21 protein-coding genes are annotated in these 22,631 nt (G+C 63.2%); 11 read left to right on the top strand and 10 right to left on the bottom strand.

All coding sequences use genetic code 11. From position 1 onward, the window contains the following. Window positions 1-62: 62 nt before the first annotated feature. Window positions 63-971 (bottom strand): LysR substrate-binding domain-containing protein, encoded by a 909-nt coding sequence (locus ACT54B_RS03000; RefSeq protein WP_476042765.1) that lies wholly within the window; start codon window positions 969-971, stop codon window positions 63-65. A gap of 98 nt (window positions 972-1,069) precedes the next feature. Between ACT54B_RS03000 and ACT54B_RS02995 the strand changes: the two genes are divergently transcribed. Next, complete coding sequence (locus ACT54B_RS02995) at window positions 1,070-1,255, top strand: hypothetical protein (protein ID WP_476042764.1); 186 nt, start codon at window positions 1,070-1,072, stop codon at window positions 1,253-1,255. A gap of 11 nt (window positions 1,256-1,266) precedes the next feature. On the opposite strand, the gene ACT54B_RS02990 is transcribed toward ACT54B_RS02995, so the two are convergent. Together ACT54B_RS02990 and ACT54B_RS02985 are read right to left on the bottom strand one after the other, a co-directional pair. Further along, complete coding sequence (locus ACT54B_RS02990) at window positions 1,267-1,677, bottom strand: DUF6691 family protein (RefSeq protein WP_476042763.1); 411 nt, start codon at window positions 1,675-1,677, stop codon at window positions 1,267-1,269. 10 nt (window positions 1,678-1,687) lie between these two features. Beyond that, entirely contained in the window at window positions 1,688-2,104 is a 417-nt protein-coding gene (locus ACT54B_RS02985) for a YeeE/YedE family protein (protein ID WP_476043484.1), read from the bottom strand. Between the two features lie 510 nt (window positions 2,105-2,614). Here ACT54B_RS02985 and ACT54B_RS02980 point away from each other — a divergent pair. Both ACT54B_RS02980 and ACT54B_RS02975 read left to right on the top strand, forming a co-directional pair. Then, the gene (locus tag ACT54B_RS02980; RefSeq protein WP_476043482.1) at window positions 2,615-3,940 is read left to right on the top strand and encodes an HD domain-containing phosphohydrolase; all 1,326 of its coding nucleotides are present in this window, start codon (window positions 2,615-2,617) and stop codon (window positions 3,938-3,940) included. A gap of 226 nt (window positions 3,941-4,166) precedes the next feature. After that, window positions 4,167-4,592 carry a hypothetical protein gene (locus tag ACT54B_RS02975; protein WP_476042762.1) on the top strand — a complete coding sequence of 142 codons (426 nt, stop codon included), beginning with the start codon at window positions 4,167-4,169 and terminating at the stop codon, window positions 4,590-4,592. 12 nt (window positions 4,593-4,604) lie between these two features. Here ACT54B_RS02975 and xdhC read toward each other — a convergent pair whose 3' ends face one another. The 4 genes from xdhC to ACT54B_RS02955 all read right to left on the bottom strand — a co-directional run bounded on the left by xdhC (window position 4,605) and on the right by ACT54B_RS02955 (window position 10,184). Beyond that, a complete protein-coding gene (gene xdhC / locus ACT54B_RS02970; protein WP_476042760.1) occupies window positions 4,605-5,390 on the bottom strand; it encodes a xanthine dehydrogenase accessory protein XdhC in 786 nt (261 codons plus the stop codon). A 42-nt stretch (window positions 5,391-5,432) separates the two neighbouring features. Beyond that, complete coding sequence (gene xdhB / locus ACT54B_RS02965) at window positions 5,433-7,781, bottom strand: xanthine dehydrogenase molybdopterin binding subunit (RefSeq protein ID WP_476042758.1); 2,349 nt, start codon at window positions 7,779-7,781, stop codon at window positions 5,433-5,435. A gap of 3 nt (window positions 7,782-7,784) precedes the next feature. Beyond that, on the bottom strand, window positions 7,785-9,257 hold the full coding sequence (xdhA, locus tag ACT54B_RS02960) for a xanthine dehydrogenase small subunit (protein WP_476042757.1): 1,473 nt from the start codon (window positions 9,255-9,257) through the stop codon (window positions 7,785-7,787). A gap of 153 nt (window positions 9,258-9,410) precedes the next feature. Continuing rightward, complete coding sequence (locus tag ACT54B_RS02955; protein WP_476042756.1) at window positions 9,411-10,184, bottom strand: 3-hydroxybutyrate dehydrogenase; 774 nt, start codon at window positions 10,182-10,184, stop codon at window positions 9,411-9,413. Window positions 10,185-10,397: 213 nt separating this feature from the next. Between ACT54B_RS02955 and glpK the strand changes: the two genes are divergently transcribed. The 5 genes from glpK (at window position 10,398) to sbmA (ending at window position 16,451) form a co-directional block, all read left to right on the top strand. Then, window positions 10,398-11,891 (top strand): glycerol kinase GlpK, encoded by a 1,494-nt coding sequence (gene glpK, locus ACT54B_RS02950; RefSeq protein ID WP_476042755.1) that lies wholly within the window; start codon window positions 10,398-10,400, stop codon window positions 11,889-11,891. 103 nt (window positions 11,892-11,994) lie between these two features. Beyond that, a complete protein-coding gene (locus ACT54B_RS02945; RefSeq protein WP_476042754.1) occupies window positions 11,995-13,035 on the top strand; it encodes an LLM class flavin-dependent oxidoreductase in 1,041 nt (346 codons plus the stop codon). A 64-nt stretch (window positions 13,036-13,099) separates the two neighbouring features. Then, window positions 13,100-13,855, top strand: coding sequence for a type I methionyl aminopeptidase (gene map / locus ACT54B_RS02940; protein ID WP_476042753.1), 756 nt, complete (start codon window positions 13,100-13,102; stop codon window positions 13,853-13,855). Between the two features lie 77 nt (window positions 13,856-13,932). Continuing rightward, on the top strand, window positions 13,933-15,099 hold the full coding sequence (locus tag ACT54B_RS02935) for a YbfB/YjiJ family MFS transporter (protein ID WP_476042752.1): 1,167 nt from the start codon (window positions 13,933-13,935) through the stop codon (window positions 15,097-15,099). A gap of 113 nt (window positions 15,100-15,212) precedes the next feature. Then, complete coding sequence (gene sbmA, locus ACT54B_RS02930) at window positions 15,213-16,451, top strand: peptide antibiotic transporter SbmA (RefSeq protein ID WP_476042751.1); 1,239 nt, start codon at window positions 15,213-15,215, stop codon at window positions 16,449-16,451. Window positions 16,452-16,467: 16 nt separating this feature from the next. Here the strand turns inward: sbmA and ACT54B_RS02925 are convergent, their stop codons facing one another. Then, window positions 16,468-17,514, bottom strand: a complete 1,047-nt coding sequence (locus ACT54B_RS02925) for a polysaccharide deacetylase family protein (protein WP_476042750.1) — start codon at window positions 17,512-17,514, stop codon at window positions 16,468-16,470. Window positions 17,515-17,622: 108 nt separating this feature from the next. Here ACT54B_RS02925 and ACT54B_RS02920 point away from each other — a divergent pair, with 108 nt between their 5' ends. The 3 genes from ACT54B_RS02920 to der all read left to right on the top strand — a co-directional run bounded on the left by ACT54B_RS02920 (window position 17,623) and on the right by der (window position 20,497). Then, window positions 17,623-18,213, top strand: coding sequence for an NnrU family protein (locus ACT54B_RS02920; RefSeq protein WP_476042749.1), 591 nt, complete (start codon window positions 17,623-17,625; stop codon window positions 18,211-18,213). A 98-nt stretch (window positions 18,214-18,311) separates the two neighbouring features. Then, entirely contained in the window at window positions 18,312-18,983 is a 672-nt protein-coding gene (locus tag ACT54B_RS02915; RefSeq protein WP_476042748.1) for a tetratricopeptide repeat protein, read from the top strand. 89 nt (window positions 18,984-19,072) lie between these two features. Continuing rightward, complete coding sequence (der, locus tag ACT54B_RS02910) at window positions 19,073-20,497, top strand: ribosome biogenesis GTPase Der (RefSeq protein WP_476042747.1); 1,425 nt, start codon at window positions 19,073-19,075, stop codon at window positions 20,495-20,497. Window positions 20,498-20,503: 6 nt separating this feature from the next. Here der and ACT54B_RS02905 read toward each other — a convergent pair whose 3' ends face one another. Both ACT54B_RS02905 and ACT54B_RS02900 read right to left on the bottom strand, forming a co-directional pair. After that, window positions 20,504-21,592: a glycosyltransferase family 4 protein gene (locus ACT54B_RS02905; protein WP_476042746.1), complete on the bottom strand. Its 1,089-nt coding sequence runs from the start codon at window positions 21,590-21,592 to the stop codon at window positions 20,504-20,506. A 90-nt stretch (window positions 21,593-21,682) separates the two neighbouring features. After that, window positions 21,683-22,612, bottom strand: coding sequence for a sugar kinase (locus tag ACT54B_RS02900; RefSeq protein ID WP_476042745.1), 930 nt, complete (start codon window positions 22,610-22,612; stop codon window positions 21,683-21,685). Window positions 22,613-22,631 lie beyond the last annotated feature (19 nt).

Below are 22,631 nucleotides of genomic sequence, written 5' to 3'. Positions count from 1 at the left end.
CTAATTTAGATTTTACAATAACAGGGCCCGGTAAAAGAGCGGTTAATCGGGCATCTTGCGGCTCAGCCGGCGGCCAGGCGAAAGCTGTCGCCGAGTTCGGCCAGCAACCAGTCCCGGAAAAGGGTGATCTTGCGGGAGCGCGCCCTGTTTTTCGGATAGGCGAGCCAATGGGCGGTGCCATCGGTGCTGAGGCTGGGGAAGGGGATAACCAGCAGTCCGGCGGCGATTTCATCCCGGTAAAAGCCGGGTGTGAGGATGGCCACGCCCTGGCCGGCCATCGCTGCATTGGCTTCCAGGGCCTGGGTGCCGAACTGGTTCTGGGGTCGGCCCGCAAGATCCGGATCGTCCACCCCAGCCTGCAGGAACCAGTCCTGCCACCAGGAATCCGCCGGGTCGAGAATAGGCAGGCGCAGCAGGTCGCGGGGGTGCTTGATCGGGCCCGCGCTTTCCAGCAGCCGGGGCGAGAGCATGGGCGTGAAACAGGTCTCGAACAGCTTGTGCAGTTCCAGCCCTGGCCAGTTTCCCTTTCCCACGCGGATCGCAATATCCACCGGGTCGCTGTCGAAGTCGCAGATGCGGTTCGTGGAGAAAAGCTGCAGCGCCATCTCGGGGTTCTGCTGGTGGAAGGAAACCAGGTGCCGGGTCAGCCATTGGGCGGTGAAGGTGGCCGTGGAGGTCAGCACGATGGTGTTGTCCTCTTCCCGCGTGAAGCTGGTCATCGCCTTTCGCAGCGTTGCAAACGCTTCCGAGACGTCTGGCAGCAACCGTTCCCCTGCCTGGGTGAGAGAGATTTGCCGCGGCTTTCGAACGAAGAGCGGCCGCCCCAGCATGTCTTCCAGAAGCTTGATCTGGTAGCTGACCGCCGCCTGCGTCAGGCCAAGCTCCTCACCTGCCCGTGTAAAGCTGAGGTGCCGTGCGGTGGCTTCGAAGGCTCTCAGCGCGGTGAGAGGTAAAGGTTTTTGCGTGCTCATGGATAAGGCAGTTTAATGCATAACCAAAAAGCTTCAATTGGAAATACAGGCCTATCTGGCGGTATCCTTCTTTCATGGATAGAAAAAGGAGCCTAGCGATGATGACCGTCCTTCCCCTGCGGGCCGTTGTGAAATTCGCCGATTTCTTCCGGCGTTTCGATCGGTCCCTTCCCGCTGCCGACCTGACCATCCTTGACGAAGCCGAGATGCCCGAGTGGCAAAGACGGGATCTCGGATTCCAGGATGGGCGGCCGAATTTTCGCGATGATATCCTGCGGCGTTAGCCGCATCGGGATCAGGCCCGGGTGGTCAAGCGATGAACCGCCATCCCCGCAAACATGGCGCCGAGGAACAGGAAGACACCGCCCTGGCCGCTGATGACCGCGGTCAGGGCGGGGCCGGGGCAGAAGCCCGCAATGCCCCAACCCAGTCCGAACAGCACGGCGCCGGCGATCAACCGGCCGTCTATCGCGTTGGTGGTGGGCAGGTGAAAGCGCTCGTCGAAAAACGGTGCAGCGCGGCGGCGAGCCAGCCAATAGGCCAGCCCCGAGACGGGAAGGGCGCCCGCGAATACGAACAGCGCCGACGGGTCGCAGGTTCCGGCCAGATCCAGAAAGGCCAGAACACGGCTGGGATTGGTCATGTCAGAAATCGCAAGGCCTGCGCCGAACAGCAATCCGCAGGCTACGGCAATCCAGTATCGCATACCGGTCTCCTCACACATGCCGCAGGATAAAAACGGTGATCATCGCCACCGACATGAAAACGGCGGTGGAGACGATGGAGCGTTTCGACAATCGGCCCACGCCGCAAACGCCATGGCCGCTCGTGCAGCCCGAGCCCAGGCGCGCGCCATATCCGACCAGCAGCCCGGCAAGGACAAGGGGTAGCCCGGATACGGGCAGTTCGACGTCGGGTGTTCTGAGGAAAACCGCCGCCAGCCCCGCGCCGCCCACCATGGCCAGCACGAAAACGGCCGCTTCCGGCCGAAAGCCACGACGGGCGAGCCCCGCTGCTCCGGCCGCCAGTTCCGATATGCCTGCGATTCGTCCGGCCAATAGAAGATAAAGGCCCGCCGAAAGGCCAATCAGCACGCCGCCCGACAGCGGCCAGAGAGGGTTGAGTGGGTCCATCGCCATGCCTCCGGCAGATCCTGCCGCTGAGCTAAGCGTTCTTATGTTTGGAAGCAAATGGTTTTAGTTGATAATTAAATCGGTCGACCCGGAGGGCGCTTTGCGAAGCTGATCAGCGGGCCACCTGCTTTTTGCTGCGCGGCCGAATGGCGCTCATCACCAAAGGGAAAGCGCCTTGCCGAAATGATTTCCGCATTTGGCCCCGAAGCGGCCATTGGCGGCCAAATGCGACATGAAGGCGGTTTTGCGCCTTCATGTCGGTCGTTGAGCCTGCTTGGTTGAACACCAATAAGCAGCCGTTCCGCTTACCAAATCCGCAAAGCGCCAAAACTGCCGCAACGCGCGGCTCGGTCGATCCGCGACGGGACATGCTTTGGAAAGATCATTTCGTGCACGGGCCGCTCGACTTCCGCCATTAAGAAAATGAAAGCAGAGCTCCGCTATTCTGCCGCAGCCCACTTTGACAGGATATCCGCTTTGACCAGTCCAGCCATACGTGTCGCCGAGATCATGGGAGCGCTCAGTCATGCTCTTGACATGACAGAAGGGCAGCCTCCCGGTCACTGTGTCCGCTGCTGCTGGATGGGTATGCAGGTGGGGCAATATATCGGATTTGCCCCCGACATCCTCGCCGACCTCTATTACACGCTGCTCCTGAAAGACCTCGGTTGTTCATCCAACGCCGCGCGGATTTGCGAGCTTTATCTTGCGGACGATCTGACCTTCAAGAAGGACTTTAAGCTCGTTGACAGCAGCCTATCCCAGGTGTTGGGTTTCGTCCTCAGCCATACCGGCCTGAAGTCGGGATTGGCGGAGCGTTTTCGCGGCGTCCTGAACATTCTTCAGAATGGCGGCACGATTTCCCGAGAGCTCATCGAGACCCGATGCCAGCGCGGCGCGGAGATTGCGCGCGCAATGCATTTTCCCGAGACCGTTGCCCGAGGCATCCTTGATCTTGACGAGCATTTCGACGGCGGGGGAAAGCCCCAAGGTCTCTCGGGCGGTGCGATATCGCCGCTCGCCCGCATCGCGCTGATGTGCCAGGTCGTAGACGTGTTCTACGTCAGCGGCGGACGCACGGCAGCCATAAGAGAACTAAAGAAGCGTCGAGGCAACTGGTTTGATCCCGTGCTCGTTGATGCCTTCCTATCCGTTGAGCATCAGCCTGGATTCTGGGACACTCTCAGGGCTCCGAACGTCGAACTCGAGATGACCGTGCTCTCGCTCGAACCCGCAAGGTTGGAGCGCCTGGCCGATGCTGCCTATCTCGACGACATTGCTGCAGCCTTCGCACGCGTGATCGACGCCAAGAGCCCGTTCACTTCAGGGCACAGCGAACGCGTCGCGCTTTTCACGGACATGATCGCCGAAGAACTTCGCTACAGCTTTGACGCCCGCCGCAAGATCAAGCGGGCGGCGTTGCTCCACGATATTGGCAAGCTCGGGGTCAGCAACATGATCCTGGACAAGAACGGCAAGCTCGACGACGAGGAGTGGAAGGCCATGCGAAGTCATGCCGCTTACTCGGAACAGATTCTCGAACGCATCGCGGCGTTCGCCGATGTGGCGAAGATAGCAGGCGCTCATCACGAGCGGCTGGATGGACGCGGCTATCCCGCTGGTCTCGCAGGCGATGAAATCTGCATGGACACAAGAATTATTTCGACGGCGGATGTTTTTGACGCGCTAACAGCCGACCGTCCCTACCGGGCCGCCATGCCCGTCGCAAAGGCTTTCGAAATCCTCGATGCGGAGGCGGGCAAGTCGCACGATCCGATTTGCATCGACGCCCTCAAGCGGGCGATCGCTCGCGCTGACCTGATGCGCGCAGCCTAGTAGGCTCCGGAGGTGTTCGATACGCCGCCGCGTCCGATCAAAAGGGACTTGAGGCGATGATCGATTCGGGTTTCGATTTTTTCCCGCGAGGCGGCTGTCAATTGCCTGTATTTGGCGATATTCTCATATTGTTATGATCCTCCGGTGCGCGTTAGATCGAGTGAGCGTAGTTGAGTGCTTCGTCCATGAAAGGACGCCCAGAGCCACGAGAAAACGGATAGCCGCCATGACGAGCGTGACCCCAACTTCATCGATCCACATCCAGAAAACGCTGCAGGTCCGCCCGGACACAGCCGCTGAATCGCTGATGCCGGAGCCTTTGGTTCCCGATGTGCCGAAATCCCGCGTGCAGGCCAGCGCCTCCGCCGATGATCCATCGCCATCCCTGCAGCAGTTGATGGGCAAGGCCATGGATATTCTCACCATGATGCAGGCGGACCGTGCGGCGGCCGGCGATGTCATCGAGCCCGCCTTCGACAGCGCGGAAGCCCCCGGCGAAATGAACGAGCTGTTCGAGGCTCTGGGAATCAAGGGTGACGAGCGCGCCACCCGGGCCGATCTGGAGGCGGCCCGGCAGGTGCTGCCGCCGGTGGGCGATAGTGCTGCCGAAGTCCTTCGCCTGCTCGGTGGCAAGGACGCGGATCAGGCCTGACGGGCTAGCCCCTCAGGGCAGAGCCAGCAGTTCCGCGGCGACCAATGCCGCAATCACGGCGGGGCGCTTGTCCTTCACGGACGTTCCGCCAATTGGCATGGTCAGCTTCTGAAGACGGTCTTCGGCGCCGCCATTCCTGCGCCAGAAGCCTGCAAAGGTCGCCCTTTTGGTGGCCGATCCGATCATGCCGACATAGGCGAGATCGTCGCGCATCAAGGCCTCGCGCGCGACAAGAAAATCCAGCGCATGATCATGGGTCAGGATCAGCACGGCTGCCTGCGGTGGCAGGGCCTTCAGGGCCTGTTCCGGCATGGCGAGCCAATGGCCATGCACCGTGGGGGGGAGCCCCGCCAATTCTTCCTTGCGGGTTTCAACCATGTGCAGGCGGAAGGGCAGGGGGTCTAAGGCCTGTACCAGTGCCTTGCCCACATGCCCTGCGCCGAAGATCATCACGCTGCGGTCCGCATGGCGTGCCTGTTCCTCGTGCTGAAGAAGCGTGGCCGCAATGCCGTCGGTCACCCGTGCGAAGGACAAGGTCAGCCGCCCGCCGCAGCACTGACCCGTATCCGGTCCCAGAACGATCTGTTTTTCCCCGGCGCGTTCCTCGCCCGAAATCATGGCGCGGGCATGGGCGATGGCATCGAATTCGGCAAAGCCGCCGCCGATCGTGCCGAAAAGGGCGCTTTCGGTGACGAGCATATAGGCCCCCGCCTCGCGGGGGGCCGAGCCTTCGATGCGGGCCAGCCGTACCAGAATTTTCTCCCCCGGCAGGGCGAGGAAGGCAGCCAACTCGGCCATCCCCCTGACCCTGCCCGGCGCGCCCACCGTTGCCATTGGCCCTCAGCCTTTTTCCGATTTCAGCCGTTCGATGGCCATCAGCACGCGCTCGGGCGTGGCCGGGGCATCGAGGCGCGGGCAGAGGCGGTAATCCGCCGTGCTTGCCACGGCCATGGAAAGCGCTTCCAACACGGAGATCGCCAGCATGAAGGGCGGTTCGCCGACGGCTTTCGATTTGCCGATGGTGGCTTCCGTGTTCTCCGACCATTCCGCCAGACGCACGTTGAAGATCTTCGGGCGGTCGGAGGCGAGGGGGATCTTGTAGGTCGAGGGGGCATGGGTTCTGAGCCGGCCCTTGTTATCCCACCAGAGTTCTTCCGTGGTCAGCCAGCCCATGCCCTGCACGAAGGCGCCTTCCACCTGGCCGATATCGATGGCCGGGTTCAGCGACTTGCCCACATCGTGGAGGATATCGGCGCGGTCGACTAGGTATTCCCCGGTCAGCGTATCGATGGAGACTTCCGAGACGGAGGCGCCATAGGCGAAGTAATAGAAGGGCGTGCCCCGACCGGCGGCGCGATCCCAGTGGATCTTCGGCGTCTTGTAGAAGCCGGCGGCAGAAAGCTGCACCCGGGCGAAATAGGCAAGCCGGATGAAGTCAGGGAAGGGGATCGTCTCCTTGTTGCCGATTTCGATGCGGTTCGGGGCAAAGCGGATGGTTTCCGGCGCCACGTTCCAGCGCTCGGCGGCAAAGGCGATCAGCCGCGCCTTGATCTGCCGCGCGGCATCGAAGGCCGCCGCACCGTTGAGATCCGTGCCGGAGGACGCGGCGGTTGCCGAGGTGTTCGGCACCTTGGCGGTCGTGGTGGCGGTGATCTTCACCCGGTCGATATCGACCTGGAAGGCATCGGCCAGCACCTGCGCCACCTTGGTATAGAGGCCCTGGCCCATTTCCGTGCCGCCATGGTTCAGGTGGATCGAGCCATCCGAATAGACATGGACCAGCGCGCCCGCCTGGTTGAAGGCGGTCATGGTGAAGGAAATGCCGAACTTGACGGGGGTGAGCGCGATACCCTTCTTGATCACCCGGTTCCGGTTGTTGAAATCGAGGATCGCCCGGCGGCGTTCGCGATAATCGGACGAGGCTTCCAGCTCCTCCACCACGCGGGCGATGATATTGTCCTCCACCTGCTGGTGATAGGGCGTCACATCCCGGCCGGAGCCCTTCGGTCCGTAGAAATTGGCCTTGCGGACATCCAGCGGGTCCTTGCCGAGTGCATAGGCGATTTCCTCGATGATGCGCTCGCCGCCCACCATGCCCTGCGGGCCGCCAAAGCCCCGGAAGGCGGTGTTGGAGACCGTATGGGTCTTGAGCGGTTTCGAGGTCAGGTGGACATGCGGATAGAAATAGCTGGAATCCGCATGGAAAAGCGCGCGGTCGGTGACCGGGCCGGACAGATCCGCCGAATAGCCGCAGCGCGCGGCATAGGTGGCATCCACCGCCTCGATGCGGCCGTCGTCATCGAAGCCGACATCGTAGGAAACGAGGAAATCATGGCGCTTGCCGGTAGCGGTCATGTCCTCGTCCCGGTCAGGGCGGAACTTGACGGCCCGCTTCAGCTTCTTGGCGGCCAGCGCGGCAAGCGCGGCAAACTGGTTGCCCTGCGTTTCCTTGCCGCCGAAGCCGCCGCCCATGCGACGGGTGTTGACGGTGACCGCATTGGAGGCGATGCCGAGCACATGGCCGACCATGTGCTGCACCTCGCTGGGATGCTGGGTGGAGGACCAGACGGTCACATCCTCGTCCTCGCCCGGAATGGCCAGTGCAATATGGCTTTCGAGGTAGAAGTGCTCCTGCCCGCCGATGCGCATCTCGCCCTTCAGGCGGCGCGGGGCTGTTTCCAGCGCGGCCTTCGCATCGCCGCGCGCAAGCGTCATGCCGTCGGTGACGACCGGGGCGCCATTCGCCAGTGCGCCATCGATGTCGGTCCAGAAGGGCAGATCGCGATAGTCGATCCGCGCAAGGCGCGCCGCACGGCGGGCGGCGTCGCGGGTTTCGGCAATCACGGCGAACATGGGCTGGCCATGGAACTGCACCAGCCGGTCGGCCAGTAGCGGTTCGTCATGCTTGCCCGAGGGGCTCACATCGTTTTCGCCTGGCACATCCTTGCCGGTGAGGACCGCGACCACGCCCGGATAGGCGGCGACGGCGGAAAGATCCATGGAGAGGATTTCAGCATGCGCCCGGTCGGAGAGGCCGAGCGCACCATGCAGCAGGCCCGCCGGTTCCGGCATGTCGTCGATATATTCGGCGCTGCCGCTCACATGCTTGTGGGCGCTGTCATGGCGGAGCGTCTGGTGCATGGGCCCGCGGATTTCGAGCGCGGTCGGGTTTTCGGCTTTCGTATCCATGGCTCAGGCCTCCCCTGCCGCAAAACGTTTCAACTCCTGCGGTTCGCCCGTGGTTTCCAGATAGAAGCGGGTCAGCAGGTTCTTCGCGGTCAGCTGGCGGTATTCCGCCGTGGCGCGCCAGTCGGTGAGCGGCTGGTAATCGGCATCGAAGGCCGCGCGGGCGGCCTCTACCGTTTCCAGCGTCCAGGGTTTGCCGGTGAGCGCGGCTTCCACGGCGCTTGCCCGCTTCGGGGTGGCCGCCATGCCGCCGAAGGCAATCACGGCCTGCTCCACGCGGCCCTGCTCGCCCAGGCGCAGATGGAAAGCGCCGCAGAGGGCGGAAATATCCTCATCTCGGCGCTTGGAAATCTTGTAGACGGCAAAATGGGCATCGTCTGCCGGGAAAGGCACCGTCACGGCCTCGACGAATTCGCCCGGCTCGCGGGCCTGTTTGCCATAGGCGATGAAATAGTCCTGCAGCGCTATGGTGCGTTCACCCCCGTCGCGGGATCTCAGGTGCAGCCTGGCGCCGAGCGCAATCAGCGGCGGCGGCGTGTCTCCGATGGGCGAGCCGTTGGCGATATTGCCGCCGATCGTGCCCATGTTGCGCACCTGCTCCCCGCCGAGCCGCCACATCAGCGGTTCGATGCCGGGAATATGGGCAGCGAGCACATCCATGGCGCGGCTGTAGGTCACGCCCGCGCCGATGCGCACATATCCATCGCCGAGGGTCATGGACTGCAATTCGCTGAGGTGGTTGATAAAGACGACCGGGTTGATGTCGCGCATCTGTTTCGTCACCCAGAGCCCCACATCGGTGGAGCCGGCGACGATGGTGGCTTGCGGATGGGTGGCGAGCACATCGGCGAGATCGGCAACCGAATGGGGCACGACGAGGCTCTTGCCATTCTTTTCGATCACGATCCGCTCGGTGACCTGCAGACCCCAGAGCTTGGCCATGATTTCCGTCCGCGCCTTTTCGAGCGGATCGAAGAGCGCGCTCGGACGGGCGGCGGTGACCTCGAGCGCCGCCTTCACGATTGGCTCGTAGCCCGTGCAGCGACAGAGATTGCCCTGCAGCGCCCGCTCCACGTCTTCACGCCCCGGATTGTCCCTGCCGAGCCAAAGTCCGTAGAGAGACATGACGAAGCCCGGCGTGCAGAAGCCGCACTGAGAGCCGTGATGATCGACCAGCGCCTGCTGGACCGGATGCAGGGATCCGTCTGCCGCGGCCAGATGCTCGACCGTCACCACATGGGTGCCGGACAGCGAGCCCATGAAGCGGATGCAGGCATTGACGCTTTCATAGATGAGGGCGCCATCCACAAGCCGCCCGATCAGCACCGTGCAGGCACCGCAATCGCCCTCCGCACAGCCTTCCTTCGTGCCTGTCAGGCGGCGGCGCAGCCGGAGATAGTCGAGCAGTGTCTCTGTCGGTCCGATGTCGGAAAGAGTAACCTCTTCGGCATTCAGCAGAAAGCGGATCGTGGATGTCATCTGGTCCCCTGAAGGTCTTTTTGTCTTATGCTTCGACGGCGGAGTGTGAGACAGATTTGCGCCGTTTTATACCAAAAAGTCAAAAAAAACCTCTGCGGCCGGCCGGGGCGCGATCCGCAGAGGGCAAATTCGGGCGAAGCGAACCGGATTTTGCTATTGCGCCGTCCAGCCGCCGTCGATGGAAATATGGGTGCCGGTGATCTGCCGGGCCTCGTCGGAGGCGAGGAAAAGGGCGGTGGCCGCCACTTCTTCCACCGAGACGAAATCCTTGGTCGGCTGAAACTTCAGCATCACGTCGGATTTCACCTGCGCCTCGGTGATCCCCCGGGTGCGGGCGGTGTCCGGGATCTGCTTTTCGACCAGCGGCGTCAGCACATAGCCGGGGCAGATCGCATTGACGGTGATGCCGAATTCCGCAAGCTCCAGCGCCGCCGTCTTGGTGAGGCCCATGATGCCATGCTTGGCCGCCACATAGGCCGCCTTGAAGGGTGAGGCGACGAGGCCGTGCGCGGAGGCGATGTTGATGATCCGGCCCTTGCCCTTCGCCTTCATCAGCGGAATGGCCGCGCGCATGGTGTGGAAGGAAGATGAGAGGTTGATGGCGATGATCTGGTCCCACTTCTCGACGGGGAAATCCTCGATCTTCTCCACATGCTGGATGCCGGCATTGTTCACCAGCACGTCGACGCTGCCGAAGGTGCTGTTGGCTGTGGCCACGAGATCAGCAATCTCGTCCGGTTTCGTCATGTCGGCGGGATGATAGGCGACGCCGTTGCCGAAGCCCTTCAGCCGCTCGACGATGGCGGCAATTTCCGCCTCCGGGCCGAAGCCGTTCAGCATCACATCCGCCCCCGACCGGGCAAGGGCCGTGGCAATCGCAAGGCCGATGCCGCTGGTCGAACCGGTGATGACGGCCGTTCTCTTCATGGATGCACTCCCTCTCTATCCTCAAGGGCGGATGCCTTGTTGCATCGCGCCCGGCTTTCCGGAAACTATGACCAAAGCGGCCTTCCTGACAATCAGCCAAACGGCGATGGCGGAGAAAGGCGATGTTCGTTTCATTTTCGTTTGACATTCGTTTTTGCACTTTGTTGAGTGAGCCGAACATAAACGGCCATTCGCAACACCGGGGGGAGGACCATGGCGAAATTTGTGCTGGCGATCGATCAGGGCACCACGTCGAGCCGGGCGATCCTGTTCGATCAGGACATGAAACCCGTGGCGTCTGGCCAGAAGGAATTCACGCAAATCTTTCCCAAATCCGGCTGGGTGGAGCATGATCCGGAGGAAATCTGGGAGAGCGTGGTCTGGTCGGTGAAGGAAGCGATTCGCAAGGCTGGTATCGCCGCCATGGATATTGCCGCGATCGGCATCACGAATCAGCGGGAGACCGTCGTCGTGTGGGAGCGCGACAGCGGCAAGCCGATCCACAATGCCATCGTCTGGCAGGACCGCCGCACCGCCGGCTATTGCGAGAAGCTGAAGGGCCAGGGGCTCGAAAAAACCTTCACGAAAAAGACGGGGCTGCTGCTCGATCCCTATTTCTCCGGCACGAAGCTCTCGTGGATGCTCGCAAACGTGAAGGGCACGCGGGCGCGCGCCGCCAAGGGCGAGCTCTGCTTCGGCACCATCGATACGTTCCTGATCTGGCGGCTGACGGGCGGCAAGAGCTTTGCGACCGACGCCACCAATGCCTCGCGCACGCTGATGTTCAACATTGCGACCCAGGAATGGGACGAGGAACTGATCGAGATCCTCCGCGTGCCGCGTGAGATGCTGCCGGAGGTCAAGGACTGCTCGGCGGATTTCGGCGTCACGGACAAGGCGCTGTTCGATGCGGAAATCCCGATCCTCGGGGTTGCCGGTGATCAGCAGGCAGCGACCATCGGCCAGGCCTGCTTCGAGCCGGGCATGATGAAATCCACCTATGGCACGGGCTGCTTTGCGCTGCTCAACACCGGCAAGGACATGGCCCGCTCGCGCAACCGCCTGCTGACCACCATCGCCTACCGTCTGGATGGTGAGGTGACCTATGCGCTCGAAGGCTCGATCTTCGTGGCCGGTGCCGCCGTGCAGTGGCTCCGCGACGGGCTGAAGGTGATCGGCAAGGCCTCCGAGACAGGCGATCTCGCCGAGAAGGCCGATCCGACGCAGGAGGTCTATCTGGTGCCGGCCTTTACCGGGCTCGGTGCGCCCCACTGGGACCCCGATGCGCGCGGCGCGATCTTCGGAATGACCCGCAACACCGGCCCGGCGGAATTTGCCCGGGCTGCACTGGAGGCCGTCTGTTACCAGACGCGCGACCTGCTGGAGGCCATGCGCAAGGACTGGAAGAGCGAGGGCGAGGGAACGGTGCTGCGCGTCGATGGCGGGATGGTCGCCTCTGACTGGACCATGCAGCGCCTCTCCGACATTCTCGATGCCCCTGTCGACCGGCCTAAAATCCTTGAAACGACGGCGCTCGGGGCCGCCTGGCTTGCCGCCTGCCGTGCCGGCCTTTGGCCGGACCGCAAGGGTTTTGCAAAGAAGTGGGCGCTGGACCGCGAATTCAAGCCCGCCATGGACGAGAAGGTCCGCCGCCAGAAGATCAAGGGCTGGCAGCAGGCGGTGAAGCGCACGCTGAGCCAGGGCTGACCGAACTATCCGCCGGGCTGAACGCTGCGTTCAGCCCGCGGCCTTTGCCAAAATGCTCCGGCTTGCTTATGTCGGTTGCAGTCCGCAACCGGAGACCCCGCCCATGGAACTCGGCCTTTACACCTTTGCCGACGTCAATCCCGATCCCGCTATCGCCAAGGGGCCGGAGGGCGCGCGCCGCCTCAAGGAGCTTCTGGAGGAGATCGAGCTGGCCGATCAGGTGGGGCTCGACGTCTTCGGTCTCGGCGAACATCACCGGCCGGATTATGCCGCCTCCGCACCGGCGGTAATCCTTGCGGCCGCCGCCGCGCGCACGAAGCGCATCCGCCTGACAAGTGCCGTCAGCGTGCTTTCCTCCGACGATCCGATCCGCGTTTTCCAGCAATATTCGACCGTAGATCTTCTGTCCGAAGGACGGGCGGAGCTGATGGTGGGGCGCGGCTCCTTCATCGAATCCTTCCCGCTGTTTGGCTATGATCTCGGCGATTACGACATGCTCTTTACCGAGAAGCTCGACATGCTGCTGAAGATCCGGGAGAGCGAGAAGCTCACCTGGTCGGGCGAGACGCGGCCACCGGTCAATGGCCTCGGTATCTATCCGCGACCCTTGCAGGAGAAGCTGCCGGTCTGGATTGCCGTCGGCGGCACGCCGCAATCGGTGGCGCGGGCGGGTTATCTCGGCATACCGCTGGCGATTGCCATCATCGGCGGCGAGCCGCGACGGTTTCAGCCGCTCTTCGACCTTTATCGCGAGGCGGGCGCGAAGGGCGGGCATGATCCGGCGACGCTCAAATGCTCCATCAACGTCCACGGCTTCGTAGCCGACACGTCCGACGAGGCGGCCGACATCTATTACGGTCCGCATACGGAGGTGATGAACCGCATCGGCCGCGAGCGTGGCTGGGGGCCCTCGGGGCGGCGGGAATATGATGCACAGCGCGGGCCGCACGGGGCCTATTTCATCGGCGATCCGGAAGCGATGGCCGAGAAGATCGTCGCCCACCACCGCCTGTTTAGGAACGACCGTTTCCTGCTGCAGATGGCCATCGGCCCGATGCCGCATCGGGACATCCTCCGGGGCATCGAGCTTTTCGGGACGAAAGTCGCGCCGCTCGTCAGAAAGGCGTTGACGGAGACGGCCTGAGAGACCAAATCCCCCCGAAATGATGCAGGCGTTCCGCCGGCAGTGAACGGCGGAAGGACATGCCATGATCGTAAAGACCGACGAGGAGCTCGAAAAGCTGAAGGCAATCGGGCGGATCTGCGCCGAGGCCCTGAAGACCATGAGCGAGGCGCTGCGTCCCGGCATGACCACCGGGGAACTCGATCTCATCGGCCGCCGCGTGCTTCAGAGCCAGGGAGCGGAGTCCGCGCCGGAATTCTGCTACCAGTTTCCGGGCGCCACCTGCATCAGCGTGAACGAGGAAGTGGCCCACGGCATTCCGGGCGACCGGGTGATCGCGGCGGGCGACCTCGTCAATATCGATGTTTCCGCGGTCAAGGACGGCTTCTTTTCCGATACGGGTGCCTCCTTCGCCGTGCCGCCGGTTGCTGCCAAGACCTCCCGGCTGCTGCGCGACGGCAAGCGGGCGCTGTGGATCGGGCTGAACCAGGTGAAGGCCGGGCAGCCGATGGCCAAGATCGGCGAGTCCATCGGGGCCTTTGCCGCCAAGAACCGTTATACGCTGATCCAGAATCTGGCGAGCCACGGCATCGGTCGCTCGTTGCACGAGGAGCCGTCCGAGCTCTCCACCTGGCCGGACCCGGATGAGGAACGGATCATGGAGGAAGGGCTGGTCTTTACCATCGAACCTTTCCTTTCGCTTGGCGGCCACTTCGCCGAAGATGGCGGCGGAGAGGACAAGTGGACGCTCTACAGCGCGCCGAAGGCCTTGACCGTCCAGTTCGAGCACACGCTTGTCGCCACCCGCAACGGGCCGTTGATCCTCACGCTCGCCGATTGATCCTCTTCAATTTTATTGGCCTTTGCTGTCAGGGAAAGGCGTTTGCCTTCATGGACCGAAGGAGGCACGGATAGGGCATGAACCGTTCTGCTTCGCCTTTGCCCGTCCTGCTTCTCGGCCTTGCCGGGGCGCTTTCCCTTGCCTGTTTCATGGGGTTCGGCCGCTTTTCCTATACGCCGATCCTGCCCGGCATGATGGCGGACCTGAAGCTGACGGCGAGCGATGCCGGGCTGATTGCGGCGGCGAATTTCGCGGGCTATCTCGCCGGGGCGTTCGGTGCTTCCGGCGGCTGGGGAAGGGGCCGCGAGCGGGCCATCGTGTTCCTGTCGCTGGCGGCCACGGCCCTGTTGCTCTCCTCCATGGCCTTCTTTTCCTCGTTGCCGGTCTTCATGCTGATCCGCTTCCTGGCGGGCGTCGCCAGCGCGTTCGGACTGGTCTTTACCTCGTCGCTGGTGCTTTCGGCAGCGCTTGGGGATCCCCGCGTGCAATCCATGCATTTCGGCGGAGTGGGCTTCGGCATCGCCTTTTCTGCCTTCATCAGTTTCGTCCTGGTGCCGCAGCTCGGTTTTGCCGAGCCGCACTGGCGGACGGAATGGCTGGCAGGGGCGGGCTTTGTGCTCCTTGCCTCGCTGGTCGTCGCGGCACTTTTGCCCCGCGGCGGCCGGCTTTCCGGCTCGGTCGCGCATGAACCGCCGCTCCGCTGGACGGCGCCCATGCTGCGGCTGATCTTTTCCTATGCGCTTTTCGGGTTCGGCTATGTGGTGGCCGCGACCTTCCTTGTCGCCATGGCCCGGGCAGGGGCGTCCGGCCATTCGGTCGAGTTTCTCTGCTGGCTGATCACCGGGCTTGCCGGCATGGTGTCGCTCTTCGTCTGGCATCCGGTTCTGGTGCGGGTGGGTACGGAGACCACCTATCGGCTGGCTCTCGGGCTCGAGGCGCTCGGCAGCGTTGCCATGGTGCTTCTTCCAGCCTCAGCCGCGCCCGTTATCGGCGGCCTCCTGTTCGGTGGCACCTTCATCGTGGTGACGGCCTATGCGCTCCAGATCGGCCGAGCCTTTTCTCCGGAGAGCCCGCGCAGGGTGATGGCCCTGATGACCGCCGGCTTCGGGGTAGGGCAGATCATCGGACCGGTGGCCGCAGGCTATCTGGTCGACCTGACGGGCGGCTATCTGGTGGCGGGGTTGATGGGGGCGGCGGCGCTCGGTCTCGGCGCCATGATCGCGCCCGGCAGGCGCGCAGATTAATTCGCCGTAAGGCGGCAAGGGGAAACTTGCTGAAGGCGGCGGCTTTGCATTAGGTTCGCGCGACAAGGTCGGAACGAACCGGCCATCTGCAACCACCAAAGCTGGGCTCACCCTTGTTCAAATCCTTCTTCCCAAATCCTCGCCTGTTCTTCCCCTCGGTGGTGGTGTGGACAATCCTCTCCATCGCCCTCTGGTATGCCGGGATCGATAGCCTCGGCGCGTCCATCGGTCTGCCCAATCCTGCGCCGGATGCGCCACCCGTCATTGGCGTCACCACCTTCATCCAGCCGGATTTCATCTGGTTCTACATCTATTTCGCGGTGATGACCGGGCTTTTCTATGCCGCATGGTCGTTCCTCTCGCCACATCCCTGGCAACGCTGGTCGGTGCTGGGCTCGATCCTCATCCTGTTCGTCACCTATTTTCAGGTGCAGGTGAGTGTGGCAATCAACAATTGGTACGGTCCGTTCTGGGATATGATCCAGGCGGCGGTTTCCAAGGCTCGGGTTGTCACCGCAGCGGAATTCTACGGGCAGATCTGGATCTTCCTGTCGATTGCGCTCGTGGCGGTCGCCGTTTCTGTCGTGACCCGCTTTTTCGTCAGCCATTATGTGTTCCGCTGGCGCAATGCGATGAACGACTACTATATGCAGCATTGGCCGAAGCTGCGGACCGTTGAAGGCGCTTCGCAGCGCGTGCAGGAAGACACGATGCGCTTTGCCCGCACGACGGAAGACCTCGGTGTCAGCCTGATCGACAGCGTGATGACGCTGATCGCCTTCACTCCGGTGCTGATCCGCCTGTCTGCCAATGTCACCGAATTGCCGATCGTGGGCGCTGTCCCGTATCCCCTGCTGCTGGCCGCGATTTTCTGGTCACTGTTCGGCACCGTGCTTCTGGCGGTCGTGGGCATCAAGCTGCCGGGCCTGGAATTCCGCAACCAGCGCGTCGAGGCGGCTTTCCGGAAGGAACTCGTTTATGGCGAGGACAAGCCCGAGCGGGCCGATCCCATGACGGTCGCCGAACTCTTCGACGATGTTCGGAAGAACTACTTCCGTCTCTATTTCCACTACCTCTACTTCAACGTGGCCCGCAGCTTCTACCTGCAGATCAACAATGTCTTCTCGATCCTGGTTCTTGCTCCGTCGATCATCGCCGGCAAGATCTCGCTCGGTGCCCTGAACCAGATTTCCGGCGCTTTCGGGCAGGTGGCCTCGTCGTTCCAGTATCTGGTCAGCGTCTGGCCGACGATCATCGAGCTTCTTTCCATCTACAAGCGTCTGCGCGCCTTCGAGGCGCAGATCGAGGACAAGCCGCTCGATGCCATTGAGGAGGAGCCGGTCAACGCCTGACCGGACGGGGACATGTTCAAAGAGGGGAGGCGGTGCCGGAAGCGGTGCCGCCTTCTGCCTTTTCCACGGGAATGCGGGTCTTCAGCCGGTCGAGCGCTTCGCTGTAGGAAACGCAGGCAACGCCGGGCTTCCGGCAGGTTTCGGTGAGAAAGGTGTCCAGCGCACGCCAATAGGCGCCGGCGTTCATTTCCACGAAATGGAAGCCCAGTTCCAGCGGCTTGCGGCTGCCCTGATATTCCCGCTCGAAGGCCGAGCGGAAGGCCGCGAGTGTCCTCGCCTCGAATTCGGCGGAGCGGTCCGGCTCTTCCCGTGTCTTCGAATGACGGGCATAGAAATTGTAGTCCATGGCAATGACCGGCTTTCCGGACGGCCCTTCCGGGATGCGCGGCAGGCTGAAGCGGGGCAGGCCCCGGTCGAGCACCGGCAGGCTCGGGCCGCGCGAGACGAGGCTCGCATCGTAGCGGAAGCCCGCGGCCCTCACCGCCTCCGGCAGGGCCTCGCCCATCGCAAGGTAGGGCGCGCGGAAGCCGACGATGTCCGTTTCCACGAAGCGTTTCCAGCCGACGGGTTCCTGTTCCGGAATGCCTGCAACCCTCCATCCGTCCAGCAGCGCCTGACGGAAGGAGGCGAATTCCTTCAGCCAGTCGTCCTTCGACCAGGTGCTGCCGTCGAAATGGCCGCAGGCATGGTTCGCGATTTCGTGGCCTTCCTGCCGGGCATTCCAGATATGACCGAGCCTCAGGCGGATCTCCCGGTCGGTCTGGGCAAAGCCCGTTGCGGACTTGCCGGCACCATGATGGGGCGCGCGATAGGCCTTCTGCTCCGGCGATCCCCAGCGCTTCAGGAAGGTGCAGGAGAGAAAATAGGTGAAGTGCGCGCCGGTGCGTTCCGCCATAGCCCGGCTTTTTACCCATTGCGCATTGTCATGGGCGCCATCGAAAGACACGATGACGAGCTGTTCCGGCTTGTCCGACGCAAGGGCCGGACCGGACAGGGCAAACAGGGCGAGGGCAAGGGGCAGGGAACGCAAACGGAAATCCTTGAACTGACGGACTGGCTTCATGCCTTCAGAATGCGGCAAAGCTTTGGTGAGGCTTTTCAACGGCAGCCGGAGCGGCTAGGACTTGAGGCTCACGATACGGCGCTGCCGCCTTTCCGGGGAATCTGCTTCATGGCTCTACTCATCATCGGTCTCATCGCCTTTCTCGGCGTGCATTCGCTCCGTGTCTTTCTGCCGGGCCTGCGCGCAAACCTGATTGCCAGCCTCGGCAAGGGGCCGTGGATGGGGCTTTATTCGGTTGCGTCGGTCGCCACGCTCGCGCTTCTGGTCTACGGCTTCGGGCAGGCGCGCATGGAAAGCGGCGAGCCGCTCTACACCACGCCTCCCTTCATGGTGCACATCACCGTCACGCTGATGCTGATTGCCCTGATCCTCGCCGTTTCGAGCGTGCTGCCGGCGGGCTATATCGCAACCCGGACGCGGCATCCGCTGATCACATCGGTAAAGGTCTGGGCGCTTGCCCACCTGCTCGTGAATGGCGAGGCCTATGCGGTGGTCACTTTCGTTGCCTTCCTGGCCTGGGCGGTCCTGCTGCGCATCGCGGTCAAGCGGCGCGCCCGTGCCGGCGAAATCACCGAGCGGGCCTATGTGGGCTGGATCTGGGACCTCGTCTCGGTCGTGGTCGGCCTTGGTCTTGCCATTGCCTTCATCAAGGGGCTGCATCTGTGGCTCATCCATGTTCCTATCCCCATGGCCGGATGAGAACGGACTGATAGGGGCTTACAAAGCCCGGAAAATAACGGTAGAAGGCGCCGGAGACCGGAAAGATCAGCCGGGGCTCGCAGGCAGCGGAGACAGGAATGGCATTCAACGACGACAGTTTCATTCGCGAAGTCAACGAAGAGCTTCGGTCGGACCAGTTCCGTACCGCATGGCAGCGTTACGGTCGCTTTGTCATCGGTCTGGCTGCCGTGATCGTCATCGGCACGGCTGGCGAGCGGATCTATGCCTACTGGCAGCATGGTCAGGCGTCGGCGTCGGGCGATGCCTTCCTCGCGGCAACCGATCTTGCCAAGGCCAGCAAGCCGGATGAGGCACTGGCCGCCTTGAGCCAGCTCGAAAAGGATGGCTTTGCGTCCTATCCGGTGCTGGCCCGCATGCGGGCCGCCGCGCTGAAGGCTGAAAAGGGCGATGCGGCCGGCGCGATCGCCGATTTTACCGCCATCGCCAAGGATAGTGCAATTCCGGCCTCGATCCAGGATGTGGCGCATCTGCGCGCCGCCTGGCTGATGGTCGATACGGGCACCTATGAGCAGGTTTCCGCCGAAGCCGAAGGCCTGACCGCCACCGGCAACCCGATGCGTCATTCGGCGCGCGAGGTTCTGGGGCTCACCGCCTATCGCCTCGGCGACTACAAGCGGGCGAAGGACTGGTTCCAGGCGATTGCCGACGATCCGGAATCGCCGCGCAATATCGGCCGCCGTGCCCAGATGCTGCTGGATGTGATCGCCTCCTCCGGCAAGGCCGCCTGACAGACCGATTTCCAAAGCCCTCCGCCACACAGCCTGCGGACGGCCAAGAACAAGAAGAGCCCTCGCGGCCAGAACACGAAAGTAGACCGATGAGCTTTACCGTTGCCATTGTCGGCCGTCCGAATGTCGGGAAGTCCACGCTGTTCAACCGGCTGGTCGGCAAGAAGCTCGCCCTTGTGGACGACACGCCGGGCGTGACCCGCGACCGTCGCCCGGGCGATGCGAAGCTCATCGATCTCCGTTTCCAGATCATCGATACGGCTGGCCTCGAAATCGCTGCGCCCGACACGCTGCAGGGCCGCATGCGCCAGCAGACGGAAACGGCCATCGACGATGCGGACCTGACGCTCTTCGTGGTCGATGCGAAGGCGGGTCTTACCCCGGTCGACATGACGCTCGCCGAGCTGCTGCGCAAGCGCGGAAAGCCGGTGGTGCTCGTGGCCAACAAGTCCGAAGCCCGCGGCTCCGACGGTGGCTTCTATGATGCCTTTACGCTCGGCCTTGGCGATCCCGTGCCGATCTCCGCCGAGCACGGGCAGGGCATGCTGGATCTGCGCGACGCCATCGTCGCTGCGGTCGGAGAGGATGTCGCCTTCCCGGAACCGGAAGATGTGGCGGAAACCGACGTGGTGATCCCGCGCCCGGAGGAGGGCGCGGAAGAAGCCGAGGAAGAGCCCGCCTATGACGACACCAAGCCGCTGCGCGTGGCGATCGTCGGGCGGCCGAATGCGGGCAAGTCCACCCTGATCAACCGCTTCCTTGGCGAGGACCGGCTGCTGACCGGCCCCGAGGCCGGCATTACCCGCGACTCCATTTCGGTCGAGTGGGACTGGCGCGGCCGCACCATCAAGATGTTCGACACGGCCGGCATGCGACGCAAGGCCAAGGTGACCGAAAAGCTCGAAAAGCTGTCCGTTGCCGACGGTCTCCGGGCCATCCGCTTTGCCGAAACGGTCGTCATCGTCTTCGACGCGACCATCCCCTTCGAAAAGCAGGACTTGCAGATTGTCGATCTGGTGCTGCGCGAGGGGCGCGCGGCGGTGCTCGCCTTCAACAAGTGGGACATGATCGACGACCGGCAGGCGGTGCTTGCCGATCTGCGCGAAAAGACCGAGCGGCTGCTGCCGCAGGCGCGCGGCATCCGGGCCGTGACCATCTCCGGCCAGACCGGCGAAGGCCTCGACCGGCTGATGCAGTCGGTCATCGATACGGACAAGGTCTGGAACAAGCGCATTTCCACCGCCCGGCTCAATCGCTGGCTGGAGCAGCAGCAGATCCAGCATCCGCCACCGGCCGTTTCCGGCCGGCGCCTGAAGCTCAAATACATGACGCAGGTGAAGGCCCGTCCGCCGGCTTTCATGATTTCCTGCACCCGGCCCGATGCGCTGCCGGAAAGCTATACGCGCTTTCTGATCAACGGCCTGCGCACGGATTTCCAGATGCCGGGCGTGCCGATCCGCATCCACTATCGCGCCTCCGAAAACCCGTTCGAGAACCGCAAGAAGAAGCGCTGAGCCGCTTCAGGGGCCGGCCATGCCCGGCCTCTTCCGGGTGATGCGGGCGACAACCTTGCTCATCAGCCGCTTGCGCGGCATCACGTCATTTGCCTCGAGAATATTGTCCAGAAACTGGCGGCTTGCGGCTTCCCAGCTATAGGTCAGCGCCAGCGCGCGGGCCGCTTCCGGCTGGCAGGACAGCGCGGCGAGGCAGGCCTCGCCCAGGTCCTGCGAAAGGGCGCCTGCCTCCGGATGGCCGGTGAGGATGTCGACCGGTCCCGTCACCGGATAGGCTGCCACGGGGACACCGGATGCAAGCGCCTCCAGAATGGTGTTGCCGAAAGTATCGGTCTTCGAGGGAAAGACGAAGACATTGGCTTCCGCAAAGAGAGCGGCCAGTTCTTCGCCATGCTTCACTCCCGTAAAGAGCACCTGCGGATAGCGCGCCCGCAGCGCGGCCAGATCCGGCCCGTCGCCGACCACCATTTTCGAGCCTGGAAGATCGAGATCGAGGAAAGCCGGCAGGTTCTTTTCGCGGGCGACCCGTCCGATGGTGACGAACAGCGGGCGTTTGAGGCCCAGTGGTTCGGCCGTTTTAGGACGGGGTTTGAACCGCTCGGTGTCGATGCCGCGGGACCACCGCACCAGGCGCGTCAGGCCCTTGCCGGCCAGTTCCCGCTCAAGGCTCTCGGTGGCGACCATGCAGGCAGCGCCGGCATTGTGGAACCAGCGCACGAACCGGTAGAGCAGCGCGACCGGTACGGGAAAGCGGGCCGCGACATATTCCGGAAAGCGGGTGTGGTAGCAGGTGGTGAAGGGCTTGCCGTTGCGCAGACACCAGCGCCGCGCCATCAGACCGAGCGGGCCTTCCGTGGCGATATGCACGAAGGACGGGCCGCAACGCTCCAGCGCTTCGGCGACCTTGCGGTAGGAGGCGAGCGACAGGCGGATTTCCGGATAGGTGGGGCAGGGTATGCTCCGGAAGCCGTTCGGCGTGATCAGGCGGATATCGGCATCCAGATCGCTGAGATGGAGGATGGTGTTCTCGATGGAGCGGACAACGCCGTTCACCTGAGGGTGCCAGGCATCGCTCACAATGGTAATTCTGTGCATCGGCTTTTGCAGATCTCCCGTGGCAAGCGGCTGTCACGACCGCTTCGTCGGGCAATTATCGGTGGCCAATGTGAGAGGCGGATGACAGTTTCAGCGCGAGCCGGCGGTGAGGCGGGGGCTGAGCTTGATCAGCGCTCCGCGCTGGCCGGCGACTTCCGCTGCAACGATGGCCGCCTTGCGCGCGGCCCAGTCGAGACCTTCGCCCCGCATGAGATGGGCGATGAGCGCGCCGTCGAAGCTGTCCTCGGTGGCCGTGCGGTCGACAAGCCTTGTCGTCAGGGCTGCGGGTATGGCGGTTGCAACACCCGCTTGCCAGACAAGAGTGCCCTGGCTGGCCTTCTTCAGGACGATCTTCTCCACCCCCAGTGAGCGATAATGGGCAATGATCGCATCCTGGCCGGGGTGAGCGAGGTGGATTTTCTCCGCCTCCAGATCCGTCAGAAGCAGGGTGGCGGCCCGCGCTGCCTCCAGGGCCTCAGCCTGCATGGCTGCCCGATTTTCCCAGAGGTCTGGCCGGAAATTCGGCGCGAAGGACACGAACGCCCCTGCGGCCCGTGCGCGGCGCAACTCGGCCAGCAGCAGGTCCCGATCGGAGGGAGAGAGAATCGCCAGCGTGGTGCCGGAGAAATGAATGTAACCGGCGCGCTCCATGGCGCGGCGCAATGAGGAGGGATCGGCGGCAAGATGCCGGGCCGCGGATGTGTCGCGCCATTCGACCAACACGCGCTCGCCATTTTCCGCGATCGTCGTCATGGACAGACCGATCCGCGCATGGGGAACGATACGCATCGCACTGACGCCCATTCCCGCATCGTGCATGAAGCCGATCAGGGTTTCGGAGAGGGCATCGTTGCCGACGGCGGAGGCAAAATCCACATGGAAGCCGGCCGGCAGCAATTCCCGCGCATACCAGGCGCTGTTGAAGGTGTCGCCGGAGAAAGACGAACGAAAAAGACCATTCTCCATGGGGGCCATGTCGACCAGACATTCGCCGATCGACAGAAGTCGCTGCCTGTCCATCTCCGTCCCGTCTCCCCCG

The organism is Gellertiella sp. DMC107 (assembly GCF_056313605.1).
Note: the sequence above shows the minus strand (reverse complement) of the source record. Positions and strands in the feature narration are given on the sequence as shown.

Coding starts and splice junctions, on each gene's coding strand:
- map (WP_476042753.1), top strand. CDS start 13,100: ATGATCGTAAAGACCGACGAGGAGCTCGAAAAGCTGAAGGCAATCGGG.
- der (WP_476042747.1), top strand. CDS start 19,073: ATGAGCTTTACCGTTGCCATTGTCGGCCGTCCGAATGTCGGGAAGTCC.
- ACT54B_RS02915 (WP_476042748.1), top strand. CDS start 18,312: ATGGCATTCAACGACGACAGTTTCATTCGCGAAGTCAACGAAGAGCTT.
- ACT54B_RS02990 (WP_476042763.1), bottom strand. CDS start 1,677: ATGCGATACTGGATTGCCGTAGCCTGCGGATTGCTGTTCGGCGCAGGC.
- ACT54B_RS02945 (WP_476042754.1), top strand. CDS start 11,995: ATGGAACTCGGCCTTTACACCTTTGCCGACGTCAATCCCGATCCCGCT.
- ACT54B_RS02925 (WP_476042750.1), bottom strand. CDS start 17,514: ATGAAGCCAGTCCGTCAGTTCAAGGATTTCCGTTTGCGTTCCCTGCCC.
- ACT54B_RS02995 (WP_476042764.1), top strand. CDS start 1,070: ATGATGACCGTCCTTCCCCTGCGGGCCGTTGTGAAATTCGCCGATTTC.
- ACT54B_RS02900 (WP_476042745.1), bottom strand. CDS start 22,612: ATGGACAGGCAGCGACTTCTGTCGATCGGCGAATGTCTGGTCGACATG.
- ACT54B_RS02905 (WP_476042746.1), bottom strand. CDS start 21,592: ATGCACAGAATTACCATTGTGAGCGATGCCTGGCACCCTCAGGTGAAC.
- xdhC (WP_476042760.1), bottom strand. CDS start 5,390: ATGGCCGAGTTGGCTGCCTTCCTCGCCCTGCCGGGGGAGAAAATTCTG.
- ACT54B_RS02920 (WP_476042749.1), top strand. CDS start 17,623: ATGGCTCTACTCATCATCGGTCTCATCGCCTTTCTCGGCGTGCATTCG.
- ACT54B_RS02935 (WP_476042752.1), top strand. CDS start 13,933: ATGAACCGTTCTGCTTCGCCTTTGCCCGTCCTGCTTCTCGGCCTTGCC.
- ACT54B_RS02985 (WP_476043484.1), bottom strand. CDS start 2,104: ATGGACCCACTCAACCCTCTCTGGCCGCTGTCGGGCGGCGTGCTGATT.
- xdhA (WP_476042757.1), bottom strand. CDS start 9,257: ATGACATCCACGATCCGCTTTCTGCTGAATGCCGAAGAGGTTACTCTT.
- glpK (WP_476042755.1), top strand. CDS start 10,398: ATGGCGAAATTTGTGCTGGCGATCGATCAGGGCACCACGTCGAGCCGG.
- ACT54B_RS02975 (WP_476042762.1), top strand. CDS start 4,167: ATGACGAGCGTGACCCCAACTTCATCGATCCACATCCAGAAAACGCTG.
- ACT54B_RS03000 (WP_476042765.1), bottom strand. CDS start 971: ATGAGCACGCAAAAACCTTTACCTCTCACCGCGCTGAGAGCCTTCGAA.
- xdhB (WP_476042758.1), bottom strand. CDS start 7,781: ATGGATACGAAAGCCGAAAACCCGACCGCGCTCGAAATCCGCGGGCCC.
- ACT54B_RS02955 (WP_476042756.1), bottom strand. CDS start 10,184: ATGAAGAGAACGGCCGTCATCACCGGTTCGACCAGCGGCATCGGCCTT.
- ACT54B_RS02980 (WP_476043482.1), top strand. CDS start 2,615: ATGGGAGCGCTCAGTCATGCTCTTGACATGACAGAAGGGCAGCCTCCC.